This window comes from Prevotella sp. E9-3 (assembly GCF_022024015.1).
In the GTDB taxonomy this organism is placed as follows: Bacteria; Bacteroidota; Bacteroidia; order Bacteroidales; family Bacteroidaceae; genus Prevotella.
In genome coordinates, this window is record NZ_CP091786.1 from 407875 (window position 1) to 433251 (window position 25377).

17 protein-coding genes are annotated in these 25377 nt (G+C 46.4%); 12 read left to right on the top strand and 5 right to left on the bottom strand.

Going from position 1 to position 25377, the window contains the following annotated elements; all coding sequences use genetic code 11:
- Positions 1-256: 256 nt before the first annotated feature.
- The 6 genes from L6475_RS01425 to L6475_RS01450 all read left to right on the top strand — a co-directional run bounded on the left by L6475_RS01425 (position 257) and on the right by L6475_RS01450 (position 15545).
- Positions 257-5560, top strand: a complete 5304-nt coding sequence (locus L6475_RS01425) for a hypothetical protein (protein ID WP_237821791.1) — start codon at positions 257-259, stop codon at positions 5558-5560.
- A 37-nt stretch (positions 5561-5597) separates the two neighbouring features.
- A complete protein-coding gene (locus L6475_RS01430; RefSeq protein WP_237821793.1) occupies positions 5598-5777 on the top strand; it encodes a hypothetical protein in 180 nt (59 codons plus the stop codon).
- 35 nt (positions 5778-5812) lie between these two features.
- Entirely contained in the window at positions 5813-9496 is a 3684-nt protein-coding gene (locus L6475_RS01435) for a phosphatidylinositol-specific phospholipase C domain-containing protein (protein ID WP_237821794.1), read from the top strand.
- A gap of 184 nt (positions 9497-9680) precedes the next feature.
- Positions 9681-11294: a phosphoenolpyruvate carboxykinase (ATP) gene (pckA, locus tag L6475_RS01440; RefSeq protein ID WP_237821796.1), complete on the top strand. Its 1614-nt coding sequence runs from the start codon at positions 9681-9683 to the stop codon at positions 11292-11294.
- 558 nt (positions 11295-11852) lie between these two features.
- Entirely contained in the window at positions 11853-13919 is a 2067-nt protein-coding gene (metG, locus tag L6475_RS01445) for a methionine--tRNA ligase (RefSeq protein WP_237821798.1), read from the top strand.
- 180 nt (positions 13920-14099) lie between these two features.
- Positions 14100-15545 carry a lipopolysaccharide biosynthesis protein gene (locus tag L6475_RS01450; RefSeq protein ID WP_237821799.1) on the top strand — a complete coding sequence of 482 codons (1446 nt, stop codon included), beginning with the start codon at positions 14100-14102 and terminating at the stop codon, positions 15543-15545.
- A 55-nt stretch (positions 15546-15600) separates the two neighbouring features.
- Here L6475_RS01450 and L6475_RS01455 read toward each other — a convergent pair whose 3' ends face one another.
- Both L6475_RS01455 and L6475_RS01460 read right to left on the bottom strand, forming a co-directional pair.
- Positions 15601-16584, bottom strand: coding sequence for an asparagine synthase C-terminal domain-containing protein (locus L6475_RS01455; RefSeq protein WP_237821801.1), 984 nt, complete (start codon positions 16582-16584; stop codon positions 15601-15603).
- Positions 16585-16659: 75 nt separating this feature from the next.
- A complete protein-coding gene (locus tag L6475_RS01460) occupies positions 16660-17094 on the bottom strand; it encodes an adenylyltransferase/cytidyltransferase family protein (RefSeq protein ID WP_237821803.1) in 435 nt (144 codons plus the stop codon).
- A gap of 208 nt (positions 17095-17302) precedes the next feature.
- Between L6475_RS01460 and L6475_RS01465 the strand changes: the two genes are divergently transcribed.
- The 3 genes from L6475_RS01465 to L6475_RS01475 are packed head-to-tail and all read left to right on the top strand — an operon-like array spanning position 17303 to position 20279.
- Positions 17303-18424, top strand: a complete 1122-nt coding sequence (locus tag L6475_RS01465) for a CDP-glycerol glycerophosphotransferase family protein (RefSeq protein WP_237821805.1) — start codon at positions 17303-17305, stop codon at positions 18422-18424.
- Positions 18425-18432: 8 nt separating this feature from the next.
- The gene (locus tag L6475_RS01470; RefSeq protein WP_237821807.1) at positions 18433-19302 is read left to right on the top strand and encodes a capsular polysaccharide synthesis protein; all 870 of its coding nucleotides are present in this window, start codon (positions 18433-18435) and stop codon (positions 19300-19302) included.
- Entirely contained in the window at positions 19299-20279 is a 981-nt protein-coding gene (locus L6475_RS01475; RefSeq protein ID WP_237821809.1) for a glycosyltransferase family 2 protein, read from the top strand. The genes L6475_RS01470 and L6475_RS01475 overlap by 4 nt, the downstream gene beginning before the upstream one ends.
- Before the next feature lie 27 nt (positions 20280-20306).
- On the opposite strand, the gene nadD is transcribed toward L6475_RS01475, so the two are convergent.
- From nadD to L6475_RS01490, 3 genes are read right to left on the bottom strand one after another with little or no spacing between them, the layout of a single operon-like run.
- The gene (gene nadD, locus L6475_RS01480) at positions 20307-20924 is read right to left on the bottom strand and encodes a nicotinate (nicotinamide) nucleotide adenylyltransferase (RefSeq protein ID WP_237821811.1); all 618 of its coding nucleotides are present in this window, start codon (positions 20922-20924) and stop codon (positions 20307-20309) included.
- Positions 20917-21489 (bottom strand): guanylate kinase, encoded by a 573-nt coding sequence (gene gmk / locus L6475_RS01485; RefSeq protein WP_237821814.1) that lies wholly within the window; start codon positions 21487-21489, stop codon positions 20917-20919. Before gmk ends, nadD begins: the two co-directional genes overlap by 8 nt.
- Positions 21489-22364 (bottom strand): YicC/YloC family endoribonuclease, encoded by an 876-nt coding sequence (locus L6475_RS01490; RefSeq protein ID WP_237821815.1) that lies wholly within the window; start codon positions 22362-22364, stop codon positions 21489-21491. Before L6475_RS01490 ends, gmk begins: the two co-directional genes overlap by 1 nt.
- A 361-nt stretch (positions 22365-22725) precedes the next feature.
- Here L6475_RS01490 and tsaB point away from each other — a divergent pair, with 361 nt between their 5' ends.
- From tsaB to murA, 3 genes are read left to right on the top strand one after another with little or no spacing between them, the layout of a single operon-like run.
- Complete coding sequence (gene tsaB / locus L6475_RS01495; protein WP_237821817.1) at positions 22726-23448, top strand: tRNA (adenosine(37)-N6)-threonylcarbamoyltransferase complex dimerization subunit type 1 TsaB; 723 nt, start codon at positions 22726-22728, stop codon at positions 23446-23448.
- Between the two features lie 8 nt (positions 23449-23456).
- Positions 23457-24059 (top strand): DUF4290 domain-containing protein, encoded by a 603-nt coding sequence (locus L6475_RS01500; protein WP_237821819.1) that lies wholly within the window; start codon positions 23457-23459, stop codon positions 24057-24059.
- Positions 24060-25370, top strand: coding sequence for a UDP-N-acetylglucosamine 1-carboxyvinyltransferase (gene murA / locus L6475_RS01505; protein WP_237821821.1), 1311 nt, complete (start codon positions 24060-24062; stop codon positions 25368-25370).
- Positions 25371-25377: the final 7 nt, after the last annotated feature.

Consider the following 25377-nt stretch of genomic DNA (forward strand, 5'->3'; position numbering starts at 1 on the left):
TATTGAAGTACTGTTGCTGCTGCGAATTTTTTTATGAAATAGTCGGAATTTTGAAAAAATCTGTTCACAAAAAGGATAAAATCTGTTCAAAGTGATATTTTGTGAAAAAATAATCCTTAATTATTATATTTAATTCGAAATGTTTAGATATATTTGCAGAACTAAACTACTTTTTGTAATCTGACAAAGAGAGTAACTAATAATGATAATTATCTTTTTACTAATAACCAAAAATAACTAACAATTTTTTACGCTTATGAAAAAACGTGTGAAACTATTACTCGCCCTATTAGTCGCATGTGTGACTGGGGCTTTCGCTCAGTTTGACGCAGGCAAGACCTACGTGATTGCTAACAATAACGATGCTAACATGTTCATGCAGGACAATGGTACAGGTGGTGTTGCCCTTGGAGCGAAAAATGCCAATTCTTACTGGAAATTCGTAGCTACGGGAAACACCGATTGCTACTACATCCAGAATGCCAAAACAGGAAAGTACATCCAGGGATACGATGCCAAAGAGCAGGAAGTAGCCACGGGTGATACTGGCGTAGAGTATTATGTAAAGGCTGATGCCGATGGTTCTCTTAGCGGAAAATACCGTATGTCGTGCACTGCTAACAGTCCTCACGATTTCAGTAATAACACACTGGGCCTGAACTGGAAGGGGGGTAACAACACTGTTCAGAGTTTCACTTCTGTAGCTGGTGATAATGCCCGCTCAGCATGGACGGTTACTGAAGAGGCTATGCCAGAGCTCAGTTCTCCTTATACAGGTTCAACACCTGCTGAAGGCGACTTTTTCCTTTATAATGTGGAAACAGGTCTTTGGATTCAGAACAATGACAAGAATACTGGTGACTGGAATACCCGTGGTGCAACGGGCGACTACGGCTTTGCTTTTGGCGTCAGCTCAGTTGATAACGGTTGGCGTCTTGACCCTAAGTTTGGCCACAACCATAGCATGAACTCCAGCAATTTCTATCTTGACACCTCCGCTGAGCTGACCATCTGGAGCATTGTTCCAGTTGAAGTTGCAGGCGTAAGCAATGCCTATGCCATCAAAGCTGGAGGCCAAACGCTTAGTCTTGATAATAACAAGAATTTGGCTTGGAACACTGGAAAGTGTGATGTGTGGCAATTAGTGACCCGCGAAGAGCGCCTGGCCTATTTGAAAGCCAACGCTACTTCTGAGAATCCCATTGATGCAACATTCCTCATCATGGACCCCCGCTTCGCTAATGAAAACGAACGTGCCTCGGCATGGACCTGGAATCAGAACGGCGGAAACAGAGATGATGTGCGCTGGTATAGGAACCGTCGCTCGTATGCCATCTGGAACAGCAACAGCTTCTCTATCAGCCAGACTATTAACGATATTCCTAACGGCTACTATAAACTGAACGTTAAGGGCTATTATCGTGACGGCAACAAAGACCAGTGTGCTGAGCGTCGTACTAATAAAACAGAGCAACATATTGGTAAGTACTTCCTCAACAACGACAAGGCCGACTTGATGTCTATCCTCGATGGTGCCAGTTCCACCTGGGTGGATGGTCTTTTCTTCTATCCCGCTGCCAATGCTGATGCTCCTTATGGTCACTATCCTGACAATGCTGACGGTTTCAACCGCATTTTCCAGGATTATCCTAACAACTATATGAATGCCGGTTTAGTCTCTACTGTTACTACGAAATCAGCAAAGATCGGTCTTGAAAAACTGCAACAGAACAATGCAGACTGGATTGCATGGGACGAATTCTACTTGACCTATCTGGGACCTATCGACGTAACCGAATATGTAGAAGCTCTTAATACTGCCATCACAGCTGCGGAGAATACGGATGTGTCAAATACCACTAATGCATTAAAAACTGAACTGGCTAATTCGTTGGCTCTAGCAAAGGCAACCCTCTCCTCTGATGACACAGACAAGTTGTCTGAGGTTACCGCAGCACTGAATGCGGCTATTGATAAAGTTAAAGCTGTCAATATTACATTTCTGCGTCAGACAATTGCTTTGGCAAAGGCCGACGGAATTGACACCAGTGCAGCAGAGGACTTTGTGGAAAATGGTACTTCTGCATCAGAGATGGGCAATCTCCTTTCTGCTCTCCGCATAGCCCGCCGTGTGGCCAATGCCGAGAAGGATAACAACACTTATGCCGGCAATGTACCTGCAGCAGGCGACTTCTACCTGCTGAATGTAGGACAGAAACGTTTCCTCTGCGGTGGCGACGACTGGGGCGCACATGCTGCTCTTGGATTCCCCGGCATCGTAATCACACTGGAAGCCGATGGTGAAAATTTCCACATTAATACTCATCTGCCAAACGGTGGCACTAACGAATATCTGACTTATAACGGCTACTGCGACACAGGTAAAGGAGATACCTGGAAGCTCATTGCACAGGGCGATGGCAAGTATGTCATTGCACGCAGCAATAATGCTGCTGCCCTCTTAGGCTATAGCAACAATACCTACAACCGTCTGGATACTGACAAGAACGGTGCCGACAATCCCGACAACCAGTGGATTCTGGTGACCAAGGCGCAGCGTGACGCACTTTATGAAGCTGCTGCTCAGGTAACTGACCAGCCTGCAAAGGCTGTTGACGTGAGCTACCTGATCAAGTCACCAAACTTCAGCCAGCGCGAGGATGTCAGCGCATGGGCACTGAACAACACCTCTATCTGGGGACGTGGAGACAACCATCCTGACTTTGCCATCGAGGCCTTTAATCAGACCTCTGCCAGCGTAGAACAGACTGTCACAGGACTGAAGCCCGGTACCTATCGTCTGAAAGTTCAGGCTTTCTATCGCGATGGTAACTTTGACAAGCAGGCTGAGATTTTGAAAGGCGGCGGTGAGGCACGCCAGTTGGCAACCCTCTATGCCGGAACAAAGAGCGCACTGATTCAGAATGTATCAGGTGGTGCCGACAAGGCTCCTGGCATGGGTAGAAGTTCAAGCGTTGGCTATATGCCCGACGGTATTGATGATGCCTGTCTGTTCTTCCAGAGTGGTCTGTACTGGGCACAGCTGGACAACATCGTAGTGACCTCAACCAATCCGTCGATTACCTTCGGTGCCCGCAAGACAGAGCAAATCAATGGTGGTGACTGGTTCGTACTTGACAATTTCCGCTTGGAATACTTAGGCGCTTATGTTGACCTCTCGGAAGTGAAAGGTGCTTTGTCTGCAAAGATTACAGAGGCTAAATCAACAATGACTATCCCTGTAACCTTCTTGAGCAATGCCATCACTAATGCAGAAACAGCAATGGGCGAGTTGCAGGATGCCGACGTTATTGTGAATGCCAATATCGCCCTGACGAATGCCCTCAACAAGTACATTACTGCGAAGAACGATCTTATCATTCTCCAGCAGACCGTTGAGAAAGCCAATGCTGAGGAACTGGATGAGAATGCCGCACTGGCTACTGCAAAAAGTGTTGCTGATGCCGACCAGTTGGTTTCTGTAATAGAGCAGCAGTTGTATAATGTTCGTGCCGATCGTAAGATCAACGCACTCCGTACAGCCGATGTATATACTGGCGCTGCTCCTGCTGAAGGAAAGGTTTACCTATATAATATTGGTACTGGCATGTTCCTTGGCATGGGTTCTGACTGGAACACTCATGCAGCTGTTGACCAGGTGGGTATCGAAATCACTCTGGAGGCTGATGGCGATAACTTCAAACTGATCACTGCTTACGGTTCGTTCAATGATGGCGAATATGGACCATATGTTGATACAGGCACTAAGACTCCATACACATTTGTAGCTGTAGAAGGAAAAGCAAATGTTTATAACATCAAACAGGGCGACCTGCTGATGGGATGGAATCCGAATGCCGCTACCGGAGGTAGAAAGTATTGGAACAGCATCTCGAATGTTGCTGGTGCTTCGGCAACAGACGCCAACTACCAGTGGAAACTGATTACTGCTGACGAGCGCGAGGCACTGGAAGCTGCTGCTTCTGATGTTAATGCTGTGGATGTGTCTTACAAGATTTCTAACCCAAGTCTTGTTCGCAAGCCGGAATACGACATGTGGCAGAAGACAGCTGGTGCAAGAGTCAGTACGACAAACGATAATGATGGCAATCGTGCTGCTGACTATGGTTTTGAGTTCTTCGATACCAATAATTTCAGCTTCACACAGACTGTAACCGGTCTGAAGCCTGGTAACTATAGAGTAAGCGTTCAGGGCTTCTATCGCGATGGCGATGGCGGTTATCAGGCAGGCGTAGTAAACAATGGTGGCGATTTGCTGCAGAAAGCTTACCTCGTAGGTGGTGATGCACAGGCATTCTTACCCAACATTGCTTCTAAAATGGATGTGGTGCCCGGACTTACTGACATCCAGGCTACCGACAAGGGCGCATTCCCTAACTGGCCTAACTCTGCTATTGAGTACTTCCAGCATGGTGCATATTGGACAACGGTTAACGCCAAGGTAGGTGCTAATGGCGAACTGACTATCGGTGTGAAGAAAGACGAAAAGGCTAATGGTGGTGACTGGGTAGTACTTGACAACTTCCGTCTGGCATATCTGGGCGCTCCTTATGGAATTAACACCATGTCTATCATGGGCGATTTCACTGGCGGTTGGGATTTTGCTGACAATCAGCACATGACTCAGGATGCTAATGATCCATACATCTGGACATTGACAGTTGATAACTTCAAGCCAACTGAAACCAAATCGTATATTTATAAAGCTACAGCCAATGAAAGATGGGATGTATATGAATATCCTCAAGGTGAAGGTAAAAATCAAGACTGGTATTTTGGCTCTAATGAATATCCTATCAATCATTACTACACCCTGGTGTTCACAATGAATACTGCTACTCATACATTGACTCTGAATGTGACGATGAAGACAAATGTTGTGACAATCAATGAAGATGAGACATTTGTGCCTGAAGATAATGCCGGCGCAACGATCGTCCTGAACCGCACATTCAATACAAATGCTGAGGCTTGGAATACCTTCGTGGTTCCATTCAACATCTCGAACAGCGAGCTGAAACGCGCCTTTGGTGAGAAGGTGGCAGTGGCAGAATACTCTGAGAACAGTGATGATCCAGAAAATGTGACTGTTCACTTCGATACAATGGATGAACCCGCTGTGACAGCAAATGTTCCTGTACTGCTGAAGACGAATACCACTGCAAAAGAATTTGTATTTGAGGCTGATGTGGTAGCAGGAGATTCTGTCAAGGCTGGAAAGAACTTCGACCTCGTAGGTAGTTACGCTGGCTCGCTGACAATTGCTGAAGGCGATTACTTCCTGAATGATCATACGCTCTACAAGTCGGCAGGCGCAACCAAATTGAAGGGTACACGCGCTTATCTGAAGGCTAAGACGGCACAAGCAGCACGTATTGCCAATATCGTGTTCGACGAGGAGGAAGGTGTTGTGACCGGAATCACTGAGATTGCTACCGAGAAAGCTTCAGAGCGCATCTATAATTTGTCTGGACAGAAGGTGAACGCCATGCAGCGTAAAGGCATCTATATCAAGGACGGTAAAAAGGTGATGAAGTGATGCGTAAGTAGGTTATTAACAGTAAAAAATGAATGTTATGAAAAAGAAATATGTTGAAGCTCCGGCTATAAGTTATATGGAGTCTGACCTCGACTCTTTCATGAGTAATTCTATTACTGGTGTGGAAGGCGACGTCCAAATAGACGTAAACAACAATGGCGAAATACCCGGAACTGCCGACTCTCGTCGTAATAACTTGTGGGATGATGACTTTTAATTATAGATAAAGTATTTCATACCTTTTATAAATAAATGAAAACCCTCTTCCAAACTCTGATGGCTGGCATGCTGATGTGCATGTCAGCCGTCACTGTGACTTATGCCGACCAGACCGACTGGATGAAAGCAATTGACGGAAATGTGTATGTACGCCAGTTGTCTATTCCTGGTGCACACGATGCTGCATCTAACTCGCATGTGTCGCTAGCCACATTCAGTCAGACACAGTCAAAGTCGATTGCCCAGATGCTAACGGCTGGCGTGCGTTTCTTTGACCTTCGTCCCAAACCAAACAATGGCGATATGCCCCTGTATCATGGTATATCGTCAACAAACTATACACTGCGTAGTGCATTGACCGAGATAGGCGATTTCTTGGCCGAGCATTCCGATGAACTGGTGATAGTGATGGTGCGTGACGAGAGTGATGGGGGAGGGGCAGGAAACTTCTTTCCATATCTGAAAACCATTCTTACTGAATCGGGAAAAAGCTATTCAGGGAGGTTTGTGCGTTTTAAGGCTGCACTGAAACTCAGTGAATGTCGTGGAAAGATTCTCATGATCAGTAGGGAGAATCCTGGCAGCGATGCCACCTGTCCGATAGACTTCCTCTCTGGGAGCGGAGGATGGAACACTTACGACTTTGCCAACATGCGAGGTGCACGCATCAATGGGGTGTGGGTCTATGGTCAGGACTATTGGGAAATAGATAATCATGCCAACAAGCAGAAAGGCATCATCCGTATGCTGCAGTTCTCGCAAAGCGGACTGACACGCAGAAACGGGCATCATACCTGGGTGTTCAACAGTACATCGGGCTATAAAGGCTCTATCAGTACGGCGTCGGCCTATGCCGAGAATGCTGCCTATCAGAACTCACGGGTGGTGGAATATCTGAAGACTCATCATGGGCCTGTGGGCATCATGATGATGGACTATGCCGCCGACGATAATGGGAAATCGAAAGCCACCAAGGGACTGGCACTGACCCAAGCTCTGATAGACAACAATGCCTACATACAGTTGGAACCTAAGAATGATGACGTGGTGAAAACGGGTACAAAGGAGTTTGTTTCAACCCCAACTCGTGAGACCACACTTCGTGCGCCATCGGTGCCCCTGTTTGTGAGCGACCCCTATTTTCAAGTGTGGTCGAACGGCGATAACCTCAGTTCACAGAATACCACCCATCGTGATGGCGCAGCCAAACGGATGTATGCCTATCTGAGAGTGGATGGTAAGTGCTACAGACTGATGGGATTGGGCGACCAGCGCACCGTGTGGATGGGGCGAGATGCCACTTGCCGATATAAGAGTGCTTCCTCGGAAGACAAGAACTGGACAGCGATGGATTTTGATGACAGTCAATGGACTGAAGGAATAGGACCGTTTAACGGAGGCGATACCCACAACGGATGGACAGAATGGAGCAATGCCGGTCAGAACGATCTGTTTGTGCGCTATCATGTGCAGTTGAACGACTGGGAACTGTCCCAGCTCGATCATCTGCGGTTGCGCATTGCCTACGATCAGGACCCGGTGGTCTATATCAATGGCGTTCAGGCTTGGAGCGCCTCGGGATGGAAAGAGAACGGCAGCGATGTGAGCGATATTGAACTGGACTACGACGCATCGAACATGCTGGTGGAAGGCGATAATGTGATAGCCGTGAAAGTAGGCCGCGGTGGGGGCGGACAGTTCCTTACCTGTCAGTTGGAAGCTACCTTGCTGAACGGTCAGCCGCTGACGGCCACTCAGAGCGTAAAGCCCAAGGTGATGGCCTCGCAGACTTACTATCAGCTGAAAGCCGGTACGGTCAATGTGGATCTTACATTCACCAATCCGCAAAGGCTTGATAAACTGGATCTTTTATCTACACCCATAGACTATCTGTCGTATAAGGTAACTCCTACAGACGGGAAGAATCACAATGTTCAGTTCTATCTGATGCTGTCGCCTGAGTTCGTGGCTTCTAACAACGATTATGGCCGATACACCACTCAGATGGAGGCCGGCGGACTGAAAATGGTGCGCTGTGGGCATGATGTTCAGGAGATTGGTGCTTCATCAAGGGCCGATTGGGGCTACCTGTATGTTGTTGCCGAACCGACAAAGAATCAGGATGTGTGCTTCGGCTATGACGCTACTCGCTTCTTGGCAGACGGACGCATTCCAGGAAGACCGCTTACAGGTGCAAGGCATGAGCTGTTCTCGAACGGGAAGGTACATCCTTTTATCGTGTTCAAAGACGATTTAGGACGTGTGGAAGCGGGGAAGAGTCAGTATGGATTTGCTACGATAGGATATGATTACGACGGCAAGGCTGTTCATGATGCCGATGGCGGACAAGGCACTCTTCCGAATTACTATACCCGTCAAGGACTGTTTACGGAATTGTTGCGGAAGTATGTTGCTAACTATAGCACCATGATGGCATCGGCTCTTGAATGGGACGAGCGGGTGTTTGATGACGCTCTGGAAACAGGTGGAGAGAAATATGCTCAGTTGGCCTCGTTGGCCTATAGACAGACTGCTGCTGCCCATACGGTGGCAAAAGATAAAAATGGGGCACCGCTCGTCTATAATATGTCGGCAGGCTTCTGGCAGAAAATGCAGTCGGCCGATGTGATCTATGCAGTGGCACCACTGCTGTTGAGCTATGAGCCGGCGCTGGTGCTCAAGAATCTGTTGCCCACCATTCAGTACTATAATATACCTGAATGGACCTCTACATGGGCTGGCGAAGAGTGCGCTCCTCATACACTTGGTAATTATCCGTGGATAGGCTCGTCGGAGAGTAACGGCCGTCTGGAATCGAATGCCAACCTGTTGCTGGTAGCGGCTGTGGCTGCCTGTCTGGATGCCGACACGAAGTTCTTCATAGACCATTACACCACGTTGAAGTCATGGGCTGACAATACGCTCCTCTACTTGAATGGAACAAAGAGCATGACAAACGAATGGTCGTTGGACAGCGATGCCTTCGGAACCACGGGCGGTTCACTGAAACAGAGCCGTCATCTCAGTGCAAAAGCAATTCTTGCTATTGCCGGCATGGGGAGAATTGCTAAACTGGTGGGGAATACTACCGATGCTACCCGATATGCAACATTGGCTGCCAGCTATGCCGCAACGTGGAAGCAGAATAATCAGAATGGCAACCACTATGTTCAAGCCGATGATGTGGACTGGGGACAGAAATACGCATTGGTATATGACCAGTTGTTGGGAACGAATCTCTTTGCTGATGTGATTGATAAGGAATTGACTTACTATCAGTCGAAAATAGCTACTTACGGACTGCCTATCGATGGGCGTAGTAATATTGGTGCCTTAGGCGAGACACTGGCTTCTGCTGCAATGGGCAGTGAGACAGACTGGACGACAATGCTTACACCGGTATATAAGTATGTGAATACCACCTCGTTGCGCGTACCGTTGCGCACATCGTACAATACTTCCAGTGGTAGCAGTTGGGGAAATAGCGGCATTGACGATGGAAATACCCAAAAAGGTTCCCCCCTTGTCGGTTTACTATGGACGAAACAACTTAAAGGACTTGTTCCTGAAGTAGACACTGGCGTTTTCGAAATAACGGAATCTTCTGTAAGACAGCATGATACGGCCGTCTATGATCTGCAAGGAAGACGTGTAGCTGAAAAGAACTTGAAGAGCGGTCTCTATATTGTACAAGGAAAGAAACGGTGGGTCAAGTAGTTTTTGTAAAGCAGAAGTGACAAAAGTGTCTGAACACCATTCAGATAATATAACTTGGAACTAAAAAATATTAAAATAATGTGGAAAAGCGACTAACCGCTTCTTCCTAAGTACCAACTTTTTCGTAACTTTGCGCCGTTAAAAAGAAAATATCAACATTTTAAATCAAATAAAGCATATAAAAATGGCAAAGTTAGATTTGACAAAGTATGGTATCACTGGTTCTACCGTGATTGCCCACAATCCTTCGTATGAGACTCTGTTCGCAGAAGAGACAAAGGCTGAGCTGACTGGCTACGACAAGGGTCAGAACACTGAGCTGAACGCTGTAAACGTAATGACCGGTATCTACACTGGCCGTTCTCCTAAGGACAAGTACATCGTTTGCGACGAGCAGAGCAAGGATAAGGTATGGTGGACTTCTGAAGAGTACAAGAACGATAACCACCCCATGAGCGAGGAGGTTTGGGCCAAGGTTAAGGAAATCGCTATCAAGGAGCTCTGCAACAAGAACCTCTATGTTGTTGACGCTTTCTGCGGTGCTAACGAAGCTACTCGTCTGGCTGTTCGCTTCATCGTTGAAGTTGCATGGCAGGCTCACTTTGTTACCAACATGTTCATCCAGCCTACCGCTGAGGAACTGGAGAAGTTCGAACCTAACTTCGTAATCTATAACGCTTCTAAGGCTAAGGTTGAAAACTACAAGGAGCTGGGTCTGAACTCAGAGACTTGTGTTGCTTTCAACACCACAAGCCGCGAGCAGGTAATCATCAACACATGGTATGGTGGTGAGATGAAGAAGGGTATGTTCTCAATGCAGAACTACTATCTGCCTCTGCAGGGTATCGCTTCTATGCACTGCTCTGCTAACACCGACATGGAAGGTAAGAACACCGCTATCTTCTTCGGTCTGTCTGGTACAGGTAAGACCACTCTGTCAACCGATCCTAAGCGTCTGCTGATTGGTGACGACGAGCACGGATGGGATGACGAGGGCGTATTCAACCTCGAGGGTGGCTGCTATGCTAAGGTTATCAACCTGAGCAAGGAGAACGAGCCCGACATCTATGGCGCTATCAAGCGTAACGCTCTTCTGGAGAACGTAACAGTAGATAAGGATGGCAAGATTGACTTCGCTGATAAGAGCGTAACTGAGAACACTCGTGTATCTTATCCTATCAACCACATTGAGAAGATCGCTCAGAAGGTAAATGGTAAGAGTGCAGGTCCTGACGCTAAGAACGTTATCTTCCTGTCAGCTGACGCATTCGGCGTACTGCCCCCAGTATCTATCCTGACTCCTGAGCAGACCAAGTACTACTTCCTGTCTGGTTTCACAGCTAAGCTGGCTGGTACAGAGCGTGGTATCACTGAGCCTACTCCTACTTTCTCTGCTTGCTTCGGTCAGGCATTCCTCGAGCTGCACCCCACAAAGTACGCTGAGGAGCTGGTTAAGAAGATGGAGAAGAGCGGTGCTAAGGCTTACCTCGTAAACACTGGTTGGAACGGTACCGGCAAGCGTATCTCTATCCCCGATACACGTGGTATCATCGACGCTATCCTGGACGGAAGCATCCTGAAGGCTCCTACAAAGAAGGTTCCTTTCTTCGACTTCGAAGTTCCCACAGAGCTGCCTAACGTAAATCCTGCTATCCTGGATCCTCGCGACACTTACGCTACTGCTGCTGAGTGGGAGGAGAAGGCTAAGGATCTGGCTGCCCGTTTCATCAAGAACTTCAAGAAGTACGAGGGTAACGAGGCCGGTAAGGCTCTGGTCGCTGCAGGTCCAAAGCTGTAAAGCGAAGGACCGAAAGCAACGAGCATATTTTACTGGTCGCTGCAGGTCCAAAGCTGTAAAGCGAAGAACCGGAAGCAACTTCGCCCTGCAGGGGCAGGTTGCAGGTCCAAAGCTGTAAAAAAATAAGAGCTAAAGTTAATAGACTATAACGCTAAGTTGGCTATTCCGAGAGGGGTAGCCAACTTTTTTTGATGTATATCAACAATCATCGATTTAGTCCAATACATAAAATGTTAAAACCGCATTTTTTTGAGCTAAAAGCAGTACCTTTGCACCGTCAATCGTGAGATTGGTTCACATGTTATTCATTAGGTTAGTAGTTTAAAAGATTAAGGTAAAGATTATGTTATTAGATTTTCAAACTACGGCAATGTTGGTATCGGTAGCAGTGGTGACCATTTTAAGTGTCATTACTCTTAAAAATACCAACGTCCGTTAGGAAGGAGTGCGGGGTGAGTGATTCATACCGCACTCTTTTTTTATAAATAAATTTGCATTTTCACTCGCTTAATCGTACCTTTGCATTCAAATTATAATAAATAGGTATTAATATAGAAAATGGAACAGAAAAATTTTAAGCGTACTACTGTTACGTCGGCGCTACCTTATGCAAATGGTGGCGTACATATCGGACACTTGGCCGGTGTGTATGTACCTGCTGATATCTATGTGCGTTATCTTCGACTGAAGAAGCGTGAGGTGCTGTTTATCGGTGGTAGCGACGAGCACGGCGTGCCCATCACAGTACGTGCCCGTAAGGAGGGTATCACACCCCAGGATGTTGTAGATCGATATCATAAAATGATTAAGGATTCGTTCGAGGAGTTTGGAATCTCGTTCGATATCTATAGCCGTACTACTTCAGAAACACATCATAAGTTTGCTGCCGAATGGTTCAAGAAACTTTATGATGAGGGTAAACTTACTGAAGAGACCACGGAACAGCTCTACGATGAGGAGGCAAAGCAATTCCTGGCTGACCGCTATGTAACTGGTGAGTGCCCCCACTGTCATGCTCAGGGAGCCTATGGCGACCAGTGCGAGAAGTGCGGACGCGACCTTTCGCCCACAGAACTCATCAATCCTAAATCGACTATCTCAGGTTCTACCCCCGTTCTGAAGAAGACCAAGAACTGGTATCTGCCTCTGAACGAGTATCAGGACTGGTTGAAAAAGTGGATTCTGGAGGAGCACAAGGAGTGGCGCCCCAACGTATATGGTCAGTGTAAGAGCTGGCTTGATATGGATCTGCAGCCTCGTGCAATGACGCGCGACTTGGATTGGGGTATTCCTGTTCCTGTAAAGGATGCGGAAGGCAAAGTGCTCTATGTATGGTTTGATGCACCTATTGGCTATGTATCGAACACTAAGGAACTGTGTGAAAAAGAGCCTGAGAAGTGGGGCAACTGGGAAAAATGGTGGCAGGACGAGGATACTCGTCTGATTCACTTCATTGGTAAGGACAACATCGTGTTCCACTGCATCATCTTCCCTGTGATGATGAAGGCTCACGGCAAGTATATCATGCCTGACAACGTGCCTGCCAACGAGTTCCTGAACTTGGAGAACGATAAGATTTCTACCTCTCGCAACTGGGCTGTATGGCTCCATGAGTATCTGGTAGATATGCCTGGCAAGCAGGATGTGTTGCGCTATGTGTTGACTGCCAATGCACCAGAGACCAAAGACAACAACTTTACTTGGAAAGACTTCCAAGATCGCAATAACAACGAGTTGGTAGCTGTTTACGGCAACTTCGTAAACCGTGCTCTTCAGCTCACCAAGAAATATTGGAACGGCGTTGTTCCTGCCTGTGGTGAACTGCTGGATGTAGATAAGCAGGCCCTTGAGGAATTCAAGGATGTAAAGGCTAAGGTAGAAGCTTTGCTGGAGCAGTTCAAGTTCCGTGATGCTCAGTTCGAGGCTATGAACCTGGCTCGTATTGGAAACCGTTACATCACCGAGTGTGAGCCTTGGAAGGTTTGGAAGACTGATCCTAAGCGTTGCGAGACTATCCTGAATATCTGTTTGCAGTTGACAGCCAACCTCGCTATCGCCTTCGAACCATTCCTGCCATTCAGCAGCAAGAAACTGCGTGAGATGCTGAATATCGAGAGCTTCGAATGGGAACAGTTGGGTAGCACCGATCTTCTAGAGGCTGGACACCAGTTGGGCGAGCCTGCACTGCTGTTCGAGAAAATTGAGGACGAAGTGATTCAGAAGCAGCTCGACAAGCTGGAGGCTACCAAGAAAGCTAATGAGGCTGCCAGTTATAAGGCTGCTCCTATTAAGGAGAATGTTAGCTTTGAAGAGTTTGAGAAGCTTGATATCCGTGTTGGTCTGGTTAAAGCCTGTCAGCGTGTGCCAAAGTCAAAGAAACTGTTGCAGTTCACCATCGATGATGGTAGTGGTACCGACCGCACTATCTGCTCTGGCATTGCCGCTTTCTATGATAATCCCGAAGAACTTGTTGGCAAGCGTATCCTCTTTGTGGCCAACTTTGCTCCTCGTAAGATGATGGGTATTGAGAGTCAGGGCATGATTCTGAGTGCCGTTGATTTTGACGAGAGTCTTAGCGTGGTAACTACCACAAAGGATGTGAAGCCCGGTTCTCAGGTAGGCTAAAACAAATATGATGAAGCCCTCCTTTGAAGAACGGAGGGCTTCATTGTTAATAAGGCTTTCTTATAAGTCACTTTCATATTTCTAAGATACTAAGACCTTCTTTATCGTAAGATTTTCTTTATTGTAAGACCTTCTTTATAATAAAACTTTCTTTATAATACCCCTTTATTATATTCCAATATGGCAGAATCGCTAAAGGAGAAAACAGCCAAAGGCCTCTTTTGGGGTGGACTGAGCAATATTATCCAGCAACTGCTCAGTTTAGTTATTGGCGTTGTATTGGCACGTAAACTCACACAGGACGACTATGGAATGGTGGGTATGCTTGCCATTTTTTCTGCTACTGCTGCTGCTTTACATGAAGGAGGTTTTATTTCGGCCCTGTGTAGGAAGAAAGAAGTGACACATGAAGATTATAATGCGGTGTTTTGGACTTCTTCTCTTGTGAGTCTGTCACTCTATGTTATTCTCTTTTTCTGTGCCCCACTGATTGCCGATTTTTATCAAGTTCCAGAACTGATACCGTTGGCGAGGTTCATCTTCGTTGGTTTCTTCCTTTCCAGTCTTGGCGTGGCGCCAAGGGCTATTACGTTCCGTAAGATGATGGTTCGTGAGAACACGATAGTGTATATCACCGCTCAGGTGCTCTCTGGCATCGTGGGAATTACGATGGCCATCAAGGGATATGCCTATTGGGGTATCGCCACTCAGACGCTTGTCTATGTCTCTGTTATTTCGCTGTTGAACTTCTATTTTGCCAAATGGCATCCTACGTTTACCTTTAATTTTGCTCCCATCAGGGAACTGATTGGCTTTAGCAGTAAGTTGGTGTTGACGAATATTGTGAATGTGGTGAACAATAATCTGTTTGCGGTTGTATTGGGAAAACTCTATACCACCCATGTGGTGGGCAATTATACTCAAGCCAACAAATGGAACACGATGGGCTATTCTTTGGGTAGCAACATGATTATAGGTATTGCACAGCCCATATTTGCAAAGACCAATGACAATCCTGCCCGACAGAAACAGATATTCAGGAAAGTGTTGCGTTTTACAGCCTTTATCAGTTTCCCCTTTATGTTCGGCTTGTCGATTGTTTCTGAGGAGTTTATTGTCATACTGCTTACTGAAAAATGGCTTGAGAGTGCTCATTTGTTGCGTATCCTCTGTATTGCAGGCGCATTCATTCCTTTTTCAACCTTGTTTTCCAATCTGCTTATCAGCAAAGGGCGTTCTACTACTTATTTCTTCAGTACCTTGGCGCTTTGTATTGTTCAGTTGGGAGCAGCATGGTTCTCATCGCCACTTGGTATTACAGTGATGGTGTGGATTTATACTGCCGTCACCATCAGTTGGCTGTTTGTCTGGTTCTTCTTGGCAAGAAAAAATTTGGGAATAACAATCCTTGAAGTTGGTAAGGATGTTATTCCCTATTTCCTATTGGCAGGAGGCATTGCCCTTATGGCCTATGAATGGCTGATGGGCATTCCTAATATGTATCTGCGTTTCATTCTCAAGCTCTTTGTTGCAGGGAGCACTTATTGTTTAGCCCTTTGGCTGTTGAAGTCAACCATCTTCAAAGAGTCGATAGCCTTTCTTCTGAAGCGAGAATTGAATGCCTAAAAGGCGATGTCAGTCTTTTCGTAACTGGCTGAAAGACGATTGCCGTCCTTTTCGTTTATTTCTCCAGCATATTCAAGAACTGCTCGGCACACCACAGTTGCCATTTCTGGTTGCCTGTCAGCTGTTCCATCGGAATATCTTTGCGGAACTCTGCTCGTTTTGGGCCTTCCCAGTCTTTGAATATGGCATCTACAGGGCGGGGCATCGGAATCTTGAAAGGAATCTCCAGTTCAGGATATTTCATGGCATAGAGTCCGCGCACCAGGTATTTCGGTTCGCCATTGCGTACACGATGCATGTCGAGTGGCTCACTCATCACCAGTGATGCGTATGGATCATAATAAGGCATCCATGCTGCACCGAATGCATTCAGATAGGAACCAGAGCTTTCTACGGCAAATACCTCATCCATGAAGCGCATGAAGTCGATGGTGGTCTCTCCGGTGCGATAACGTTCATAGAGTTCCGACTGGTCAACAGGATTCGTGAGCACCAGTTTGGGATCAAGGAACGTATAGCGCTTTGCAAATCCGTCGAAGGTCCATTCAGGAGAAATCAGCTTGTCCATTCCGCCGAAAATTAAGTCAGAACTTTCTCCCACAATCATCAGCTGAACACCATCAGCTTTCGCCTGTATGGCAGCCTTGTATATCTGTGCCTCAATGGAATGAACGGGAGCATACTTATAGCGCATGACGATCGGTGTGAACTGCTTGAAGTCGTCCATTGTCACTTCAATAAAATGATGCTGCAGCTTCCACTTGGCGCAATACTTCTTTGCTCGCTCTATATCGGCATCGAACTCGCCCGATGCTGAAGTGAAAGTATAGGCGTGACTGCCTGGCTTCAGATAGGCGGCAAGGTTGGCACTGTCCATTCCGCCAGAAAGCAGAATGCCGATATTGTCATATTTGGCATAGAGTGCGTCAAACTGTCGTTGAATCTCCCGGTCGATATCTTCTGAAGTTTTTACTGGGATTCTTTCTTCATCTGGAATAGGAGCGTAGTTCTTGTGTTGAAAACCTTCACAGAAGTCCATTCCGTCTTTCCATATATAGCGAAATGCAATATATGAACTTAAACAAAAATCTTTGTTTACCATAGGTTTATGAAATTATTTTACATCAGTTAAGTCTTGGCCTCTTACTGCATTCAGAGCCTCATTAATCTTTGTAGAAGAAATGCCTTTAGTATAGGGGAAATATACGATTTGGATGCCTGCTTCTGCAAACTCCTTCTCATATTGTTGCCATTTCTCGGTGCCATACCAGTCGTCGCCAACAAAGAGGAACTTAGCCCCCAGTTTCTTGCAAGCCTCCAGTTTGTTCATGTCGTACTGAGGAACAGCAGCATCAACATATTTTATGCTGCGAACAATCTCAATGCGATCCTCAAAAGGAATCATGGATTTCTTGCCCTTGTATGCCACCAGTTCATCGACGGTAACTCCGACAACCAATTTGTCACACATGCCCTTGGCGTTTTTCAGCAAATTAAGATGTCCAATATGAAAGAGGTCGTAAACCCCTGTAGTATATCCGATAACCATATCCTTATATATAATTATGATGTGCAAAGGTATATCATTTTTGTGTTTTTTCAAAAGGAAAATATAATAAAGTCGCATTTTTTGTTTCGAGTAGATTTTTTTTGCTATCTTTGCAACAATATCTATTAAATAATTTGCGGTGAAGAGTTTCAGCATCATATCATTTTTGCGGGATACGAAAATTTTCAAGAGGTGTTTGTCTCTATTTATGTTCCCTTTCAGACTATTGCCTACCGACAACAACAAGATTGTCTTTTATTGCTACAATGGCAAAGGTTATGGAGACAATCCTAAATATATAGCAGAAGAAATTGTCAGGCAGAATCTTCCTTACAAGTTGAGATGGATTGTCAAAGGCACCGGCTTCGTATTTCCGCATGATATTTTGCCCGTAAGAATATGGACTTTACGTTATATCTATGAATTGGCCACAGCCAAAATCATCATTAGCAATGTAAAGAACTATCTCCCTTTTGTTAAGCGCAAAAATCAATATTTCATACAGACGTGGCATGGACCGCTTCCCTTCAAGTATATTGAGAAAGATGCAGTTGATTTGCTGTCGCCCAAGTATGTCAAGGAGTCACAGCAGAACTCTGCTATTACCGATGTCATTACCTCCTGCAATTCCATGCAGTCGGCTTTTTTCAGGAACTCTTTCTGGTATGATGGTGAGGTATTGGAGTGTGGAGCTCCCCGTTCCGATATCTTTTTCAGTGCGCCATCGGTGAAGGAAGAACTGAAGCATAAGATGGGAGTAGATAAAGGGCAGAAAATCATGCTGTATTGTCCTACGTTCCGTGACAATGGAAGTATCGATGCCTATAGTATCGATGCTCCCATGATACTTGACTGTCTGGAGAAAAAGACGGGTTGCCAGTGGGTGCTCTTTGTGCGTATGCATCCCAATGATATGAGAGGCATGGCGCGGTTCAGCTATGATGAGCATGTCGTCAATATGACTACTTACCCCGATATGCAGGAACTGCTCCTTGTTGCCGATGCCCAGATAACAGACTACTCATCGACCATTGCCGAGTTCCTGGTCATGCAGAAACCCGTATTCATCTTCGCCTCCGATCTCGACGAATACAGTCATAACTGCCGAGGCCTGTCAAAGAATTATTTTGATCTCCCACTCAAAATCAACAAGACCAACGATGAGTTGGTGCAGGCCATTTCGCAGTATGATGAAGCTGAGTACAAGAAATCGATAGCCCCCTATATGAAGCGATACAACAGCTTTGATGACGGTCATGCATCCGAGCGTGTGGTAGAGCGTATCAAGAGCGTTGTCAACGGAACATTCCAAAAGCCCGATAATCAATAATCATAGGCATGTCTCATTTCCTTTTCAGAATAGCCAGTAGATTTCAGCCTGTTGCAGGATTGTTGCAAGTCCGCAAGGAAAGACTGCTCGTCAGGTTGCTCAAGCGTCATCTGGCTTGGGCTGAGGCCGACTGGTCAAACTTGTATAGGAATCCTGATGTCAGGAAGAACAAGACCATCTGGGTGATGTGGACACAGGGACTGGATGCAGCCCCGGCTTTGGTGAAGAAGTGCTGCCAGTCTGTTGCGCCCTATCAAGGCGATTATGACGTAGTGGTACTGACGGGTGAGAATCTGTCGCAGTATGTACGCCTGCCTGAGCATATGGAGCAACTTTACCGTCAGAAGGAAATGGGCGAAGCATTGCATTCCGACCTGATACGTGCCTATCTGCTAACCCAATATGGTGGTATATGGCGCGATGCCACCTGCTATCAGTCAGCAGACTATCCCGACTATGTACTGAACAGTCCTTTCTTCATGTTCAGTAGCAATCTGCTGGGCGGACATCTGTCACCCATCGTCGGTTCCAGTTGGTTTATAAAGGCTGAGGCAGGTAATATCCTGTTGCAAAAAACATTCAATTACTTGTGTGAATATTTTAAGCAGAACAGTAAGCCCCACAACTATTATATCTTCCATCTTGTAATGACGATGCTGGTTCAGAATGACGAGGCTTGTCGGCAGTTGTGGCAGAAAATGCCCTATGTGTGCAATATGAACCCGCATGTGTTCTATTTCCAGTGGCACAAGCCCTATACTGCTCAGGGCTATGCCCATTTGCTCAATGCCTGTTTCATTCATAAGTTGTCATACAAATACGAACCCTCTCTCTTGCAGGAACCAGAGAATATGCTAAAACACTTTCTTATATCATGAAAATATCAATCGTTATTCCTGTCTATAATGTTGAGGCCTATATAGCCGATTGTCTTCAAAGCGTGTTCGCACAGACCTTTCAGGACCCCATGGAGTGCCTGTTGGTAGATGATTGCGGAACCGACCGTTCCATGCAGATTGTGCAGACCATGTTGGCCGACTATCACGGACCGATAGAGTTCCACATCTTGCATCATGAACAGAATCGCGGTCTTTCGGCGGCCCGCAACACCGGTATGGCAGCTGCCACAGGCGATTATGTATATTTCCTGGATAGTGACGATTATATAACGTCCGACTGTATCGAGCAGCTGGTAAAACCTTTATCTCAGAGTCAGTTAAAGTATGATGTAGTGGTGGGCAACTACGATCAGTTGGGCGAGCATCAGCAGCCCAAGCGTCCTTTGGTCAGGGAGTTCATCTTCAGACCTTCTGTCTTTCATTCTTATTTGGTTTGGAAGTGGTACACCATGGCATGGAACAAACTCTATCGGCTTGGCTATATCCGTGAAAAGAAACTGCAGTTCAAAGAAGGAATGATTCATGAAGATGAGTTGTGGAGTTTCCAAGTGGCATGTACGGCAAGCACCATTTATGTTATCCCTGTTGTAACCTACTTTTATCGTCTGCGTGGCGATAGTATTATCACGGGTACTTCATTGCAAAAGAAGATGGATGCCATGACGGTGGTTCTTCAGGAAATCTGGAATTATTCCTGCGAGATCAGACTTGTCCACAGTCCTGAGCTGTATGAGAAGATTCAGAGTCTTAGCATCAACAATCTGAAAATGTTGAGAGGTGATGCCTCCTTGTTCCGCGAGCAGTATCATAGGCAGCGCAAAATCATCCGTTACGGTTGGAGGGAGGTATTCATGTACAAGGAACTGAGCGTTTACCGCTTGATGCGCGACATCCATTGCCTCATGCCGGAATGGCTGGGCTGCAGATGGTTGGCTTTTTGCTTGAAGAAAAGATAAGAAAAGTTGAACGGTTTAGTGGCAATCTTATTTATAATACCCTTCAGCCTGTTTCTCAATGGCTGTCGGTACTAAACCGCTGATGCTTTCGCCTTTCTTGATTCGTTCGCGTATCATGGTGCTGCTGATGTCGAGCAGTTCGGCTTTCGCCACCTTTACGCTTTCCGGCAGTTGAGTCCGGTCTATCTCACTTTCACGACGGGGATAGATCACTATCTGATAATTCTTTATAATATCCTCCGAATGGTACCAACGTGGGAACAGTTGCCAGTTGTCACCGCCTATCAGTAGGGTGAAAGTATGTTGGGGGAAGTTCTCTTTCAGTTTTTGTAATGTGTTCCAAGTATAAGATGGTTTTGGCAACTGCAGTTCGTAGTCGCAGGCTATCAGTCCTTCCTCGTTTGCCAATGCCTTCTTGGTCATATCGAAGCGCAGATGGTCGTCAAGGAGGTCTGTACCTTTTTTCAACGGGTTTTGGGGAGAAACCATAAACCATATCTCGTCAAGCCCAGCTAACCGGAGCAGCTGTCTTGCCAACGAGATATGGCCTATGTGAATGGGGTTGAATGAACCACCGAAGAGACCGATAGACCTCTTCTTGTTTCTTTCTGGGAGGATGGTTGACAAAGCCCCGTTATTATTCATTCAGGAAATGTGCTATGAGCTGAAGTGTTTCCTGTTTTGCCTTCTCCAAATCGTCGTTCACCACAATGTGGTCAAACTGTGAGGCAAAGGTCATTTCATATTCAGCCTTGGCCAGTCGCTGTTCGATGGCCTCTGCACTGTCTGTAGCGCGTCCCACCAGACGGCGACGGAGTTCTTCAACAGATGGCGGCTGTATGAAAAGGCTTAGCGCTTTTTCGCCATAGAACTTCTTGATGTTTACACCACCTTTCACATCGACGTCGAACACAACGTTCTGTCCTGCTTCCAACTGGCGTTCAACCTGAGCTTTCAGCGTACCGTAGAAACGGTCCTGATAAACTTCTTCGTACTCCAGAAACTCATCGTTCTTAATTCTTTGGCGGAACTCTTCAGGCGTGAGGAAGAAATATTCCACGCCATTCTGCTCTGTGCCGCGGGGTGCACGCGAAGTGGCACTGATTGAGAAATAAAGTTTCAGTTCAGGGTGCTCTTTCATCAGCCATTGTACAATGGTTGACTTGCCGCTGCCGCTTGGTGCCGAGAATATAAGTAACTTCCCTTTCATTACATCACGTTTAATACCTGTTCCTTTATCTGTTCCAGTTCGTCCTTCATCTGAACCACGATGTTCTGCATCTCGGCCTGATTAGATTTCGAACCGGTAGTATTGATCTCACGACCCATTTCCTGAGCGATGAAACCGAGCTTTTTGCCCTGTCCGTGACCTTCAGCCATCGTTTCGCGGAAATACTTCAGATGGTTGGCCAGACGCTGTTTCTCCTCGCTGATGTCCAGTTTCTCAATGTAGTAGATAAGCTCCTGTTCCAAACGGTTTTTGTCGTATTCTACACCAGGAATCTGCTGCAGACTGTCGGTGATACGCTGACGTATTTTCTCTACGCGACTCTTTTCGTATGGCTCGATCTCTGCCATGAGACGCTCAATATTGTCAATTTTCTCGTTGAATTTCTTTTCCAGTGCAGCACCTTCCTGCTTGCGGAAGCCTACCAGGGCTGCAATGGCCTGCTCAACGGCTTTGTGAGCCTCTGCCCATTCTTCTTCGCTCAGCACTTCCTGTTCAGTTTTCGTCAGCACGTCTGGCATGCGTGTCAGTGTCTGAATCCAGTCGTTTGGTTCGGGAATGCCTGTACGTGAAGCAATCTCCTTCAACTGCTGGTAATAATTTTCCATTAAGGCAGCATTGATGGGAGTGGCGTCAACGCCCTGCTCCTTCTCAATCCATAGCGCGAAATCCACCTTTCCGCGTTCTACAGCCTGAGCAATCATCTGTCTGATTTCCATCTCTTTCTCACGATAGAGTGGGGCGATACGTGTCTGCAAGTCCAACTGTTTAGAGTTCAGAGACTTGATTTCAACATTGATTTTCTTGTCTTTGTAGGCTACGACAGCTTTGCCATAGCCGGTCATTGATTGTATCATAATTGTTGTAAATTACTATTTTCGTTGCAAAGGTACTATTAAGTGATTAAAAAGCCAAAATTATTTCATTCAAATTAGGAGTTTAAGTTTAATCGCGAGTCACTCGAACTGTTTTTATTCCTGTTTGGTGATACCGTGAAAATAAATTATAGCTATAATTTCGAGAATTATAGCTTAAATTCAGAAAATTATAGCTATAATTTATTTCAGTAGAATCACCATTGTCTTGTAAATGTGATTCCGTTGGTAGTCAATAGATATTCATTTAAATGACAAAAAAAGAGTAATTAACTGCGTCGTTTCATCGAAAATGATTAACTTTGCACATTATTATAATGTATTAATTATACTCACACAGATTATGTCTTGTATTTTGCATATTGAAACGAGCACTTCAGTGTGTTCGGTGGCAGTAAGCGAAGACTCTCATGTTATTTTCCATGACGAGGCCGGACTGGCTGGGAACGAGGGTGAAAATCAGGCAGGCAAAGGAAATGCTGCTGAACGCCTCGGTTCTATGGTCGATGCCGCCTTGTCGTTTACCGATAGCCATGCTATTCCCTTTGATGCCGTTGCAGTAAGTTGCGGACCAGGCAGTTATACTGGTTTGCGTATTGGCGTGTCGATGGCTAAAGGCTTGTGCTATGGCCGCGATTTGAAACTCATTTCAGTTCCCACACTCGAACTTCTTTGTGTGCCTGTGTTGCTGGCCGAGAAAGTGTTGGAAGGAAACGCACTGCTCTGTCCGATGCTCGATGCGCGCCGTATGGAGGTCTATGCCGGTTTGTACGACCGTGCGTTGCGCCCTGTACGCGAGATACGTGCCGATGTGGTAGATACCAACACCTATAAAGAGTGGCTCGACGAGCGTCCGGTCTATTTCTTTGGTAACGGCGCAAAGAAGTGCATGGAAACCATCAATCATCCGAATGCCCACTATATCGATGGCGTAGAGCCATTAGCAAAATGGATGCAGCCTCTGGCAGAGAAACGACTGCTTCAGGGACAAACAGAAGACGTGGCCTATTTTGAGCCCTTCTATCTGAAAGATTATGTGGCTAAGATGCCTAAAAAGCTTTTATAGAAATACGTATGAACATAAAAGGATTAGACTACAACACACAGCGCGAGACTCTGGTGATGCCGGAATACGGTCGTGAGATTCATAAAATGGTTGCACATGCCATTCAATTGCCCACGAAGGAAGAGCGGATGCGTTGTGCCCAGACCATCATTAAGCAGATGGAGAATAAAGTGCCTCAGATACGTGAGAATGCTGACTACAAGCAGACACTTTGGGATCATCTGTACTTGATGAGCGATAAGAAACTTGACATTGACTGGCCTTACGATTTGAGTAATGCTGAGAACATGCATGCCAAGCCCCAGCCTATGCAACATCCCCATACAACCATCCGTTTGCGCCATTATGGCCGGCTGGTTGAGGAAATGCTGAACAAGTTGAAAGAAATGCCTGAAGGACCAGAGCGCGACGAACTGGTGCGACTGACGGCCAATCAGATGAAACTTGACCTTATTCAGTGGGGACATGGATCTATTGACGACGAGAAAGTGATTGACGATATCGCACGTCTTACCGATGGCGTTATTCAGATAGATCCTCGTACATTCCGTTTTGCTCAGTTGACACAAGTGGCTGAGCCTTCCCAGAAGAAAAGTAAAAAACGTAAGTAAATGGCTGCATTTGTCATAGAAGGCGGTCATCCGCTCACAGGTGCCATACAGCCACAGGGCGCCAAAAACGAGGCCCTGCAGGTGATTTGTGCCACATTGCTTACCAGCGAACCGGTTACTATTCACAATATTCCCAATATCCGTGATGTAAACAACCTGATACAGTTGCTGAAGGATATTGGCGTGAAGGTGAATAAACAGGAGCATGCCAATTCGTTCGTCTTTCAGGCAGATAACCTGAATCTGGACTATCTGCAGAGCGATGAGTTTGTGAAAAAATGCTCAGAGCTGCGTGGCTCGGTCATGATGATTGGTCCGTTATTGGCTCGTTTCGGCAGTGCTGTGGTGGCAAAGCCTGGTGGCGACAAGATAGGTCGTCGCCGTTTGGATACCCACTTTCTTGGCTTCCAGAAATTAGGAGCGAAATTTGAGCAGATGGAAGGCCGTGATGTGTATGAGATTATCGCGTCACGCCTGAAAGGAACCTATATGTTGCTCGACGAGGCCTCGGTGACGGGTACAGCCAATATTGTGATGGCTGCCGTGATGGCTCGTGGAACCACCACTATTTATAATGCGGCCTGCGAACCCTACTTGCAACAGTTGTGCAAGATGCTCAACCGCATGGGTGCCCGTATCTCAGGAATCGCATCAAATCTGCTCACTATCGAGGGCGTCAGGGAACTGCACGGCACCAATCATACCATTCTTCCCGACATGATTGAGGTGGGCTCGTTTATCGGAATGGCTGCCATGTGCGGTGATGGTGTGCGCATCAAGGACGTGTCGCTGGAGAATCTTGGCATTATCCCCGATGCTTTCCGCCGAATGGGCATAAAAATAAAGGTTGAGGATGACGACCTTGTGATTCCCCGTCAGCGCCATTACGAGATTCAGTCGTTCATGGACGGCACTATCATGACACTGGCCGATGCTCCTTGGCCCGGTCTTACCCCCGACCTCCTTTCGGTATTGATTACTGTGGCCACACAGGCACGCGGGTCGGTACTGTTCCATCAGAAAATGTTCGAAAGCCGACTCTTCTTTGTTGATAAGCTTATTGATATGGGCGCACAGATTATTCTGTGTGATCCCCATCGCGCTGTTGTCGTGGGACATGACCGTAAGATACAACTGCGTGGCGGACGTATGTCAAGTCCTGATATCCGTGCAGGTATCGCTCTGCTGATAGCCGCTATGAGTGCCAAGGGTACAAGTAGGATTGACAATATTGAGCAGATTGACCGCGGCTATGAAGATATCGAAGGTCGTCTGAATGCCCTCGGAGCAAAGATTAAGAGAATTAACTAGCAAAAAC

Bases quoted from the DNA above. Each gene is read 5' to 3' on its own strand.
- L6475_RS01490 (WP_237821815.1), bottom strand. From the start codon at position 22,364: ATGATACAATCAATGACCGGCTATGGCAAAGCTGTCGTAGCCTACAAA.
- L6475_RS01425 (WP_237821791.1), top strand. From the start codon at position 257: ATGAAAAAACGTGTGAAACTATTACTCGCCCTATTAGTCGCATGTGTG.
- L6475_RS01500 (WP_237821819.1), top strand. From the start codon at position 23,457: ATGAACATAAAAGGATTAGACTACAACACACAGCGCGAGACTCTGGTG.
- metG (WP_237821798.1), top strand. From the start codon at position 11,853: ATGGAACAGAAAAATTTTAAGCGTACTACTGTTACGTCGGCGCTACCT.
- murA (WP_237821821.1), top strand. From the start codon at position 24,060: ATGGCTGCATTTGTCATAGAAGGCGGTCATCCGCTCACAGGTGCCATA.
- L6475_RS01450 (WP_237821799.1), top strand. From the start codon at position 14,100: ATGGCAGAATCGCTAAAGGAGAAAACAGCCAAAGGCCTCTTTTGGGGT.
- L6475_RS01470 (WP_237821807.1), top strand. From the start codon at position 18,433: ATGTCTCATTTCCTTTTCAGAATAGCCAGTAGATTTCAGCCTGTTGCA.
- L6475_RS01475 (WP_237821809.1), top strand. From the start codon at position 19,299: ATGAAAATATCAATCGTTATTCCTGTCTATAATGTTGAGGCCTATATA.
- gmk (WP_237821814.1), bottom strand. From the start codon at position 21,489: ATGAAAGGGAAGTTACTTATATTCTCGGCACCAAGCGGCAGCGGCAAG.
- pckA (WP_237821796.1), top strand. From the start codon at position 9,681: ATGGCAAAGTTAGATTTGACAAAGTATGGTATCACTGGTTCTACCGTG.
- L6475_RS01465 (WP_237821805.1), top strand. From the start codon at position 17,303: ATGTTCCCTTTCAGACTATTGCCTACCGACAACAACAAGATTGTCTTT.
- tsaB (WP_237821817.1), top strand. From the start codon at position 22,726: ATGTCTTGTATTTTGCATATTGAAACGAGCACTTCAGTGTGTTCGGTG.
- nadD (WP_237821811.1), bottom strand. From the start codon at position 20,924: ATGAATAATAACGGGGCTTTGTCAACCATCCTCCCAGAAAGAAACAAG.
- L6475_RS01460 (WP_237821803.1), bottom strand. From the start codon at position 17,094: ATGGTTATCGGATATACTACAGGGGTTTACGACCTCTTTCATATTGGA.
- L6475_RS01430 (WP_237821793.1), top strand. From the start codon at position 5,598: ATGAAAAAGAAATATGTTGAAGCTCCGGCTATAAGTTATATGGAGTCT.
- L6475_RS01435 (WP_237821794.1), top strand. From the start codon at position 5,813: ATGAAAACCCTCTTCCAAACTCTGATGGCTGGCATGCTGATGTGCATG.
- L6475_RS01455 (WP_237821801.1), bottom strand. From the start codon at position 16,584: ATGGACTTCTGTGAAGGTTTTCAACACAAGAACTACGCTCCTATTCCA.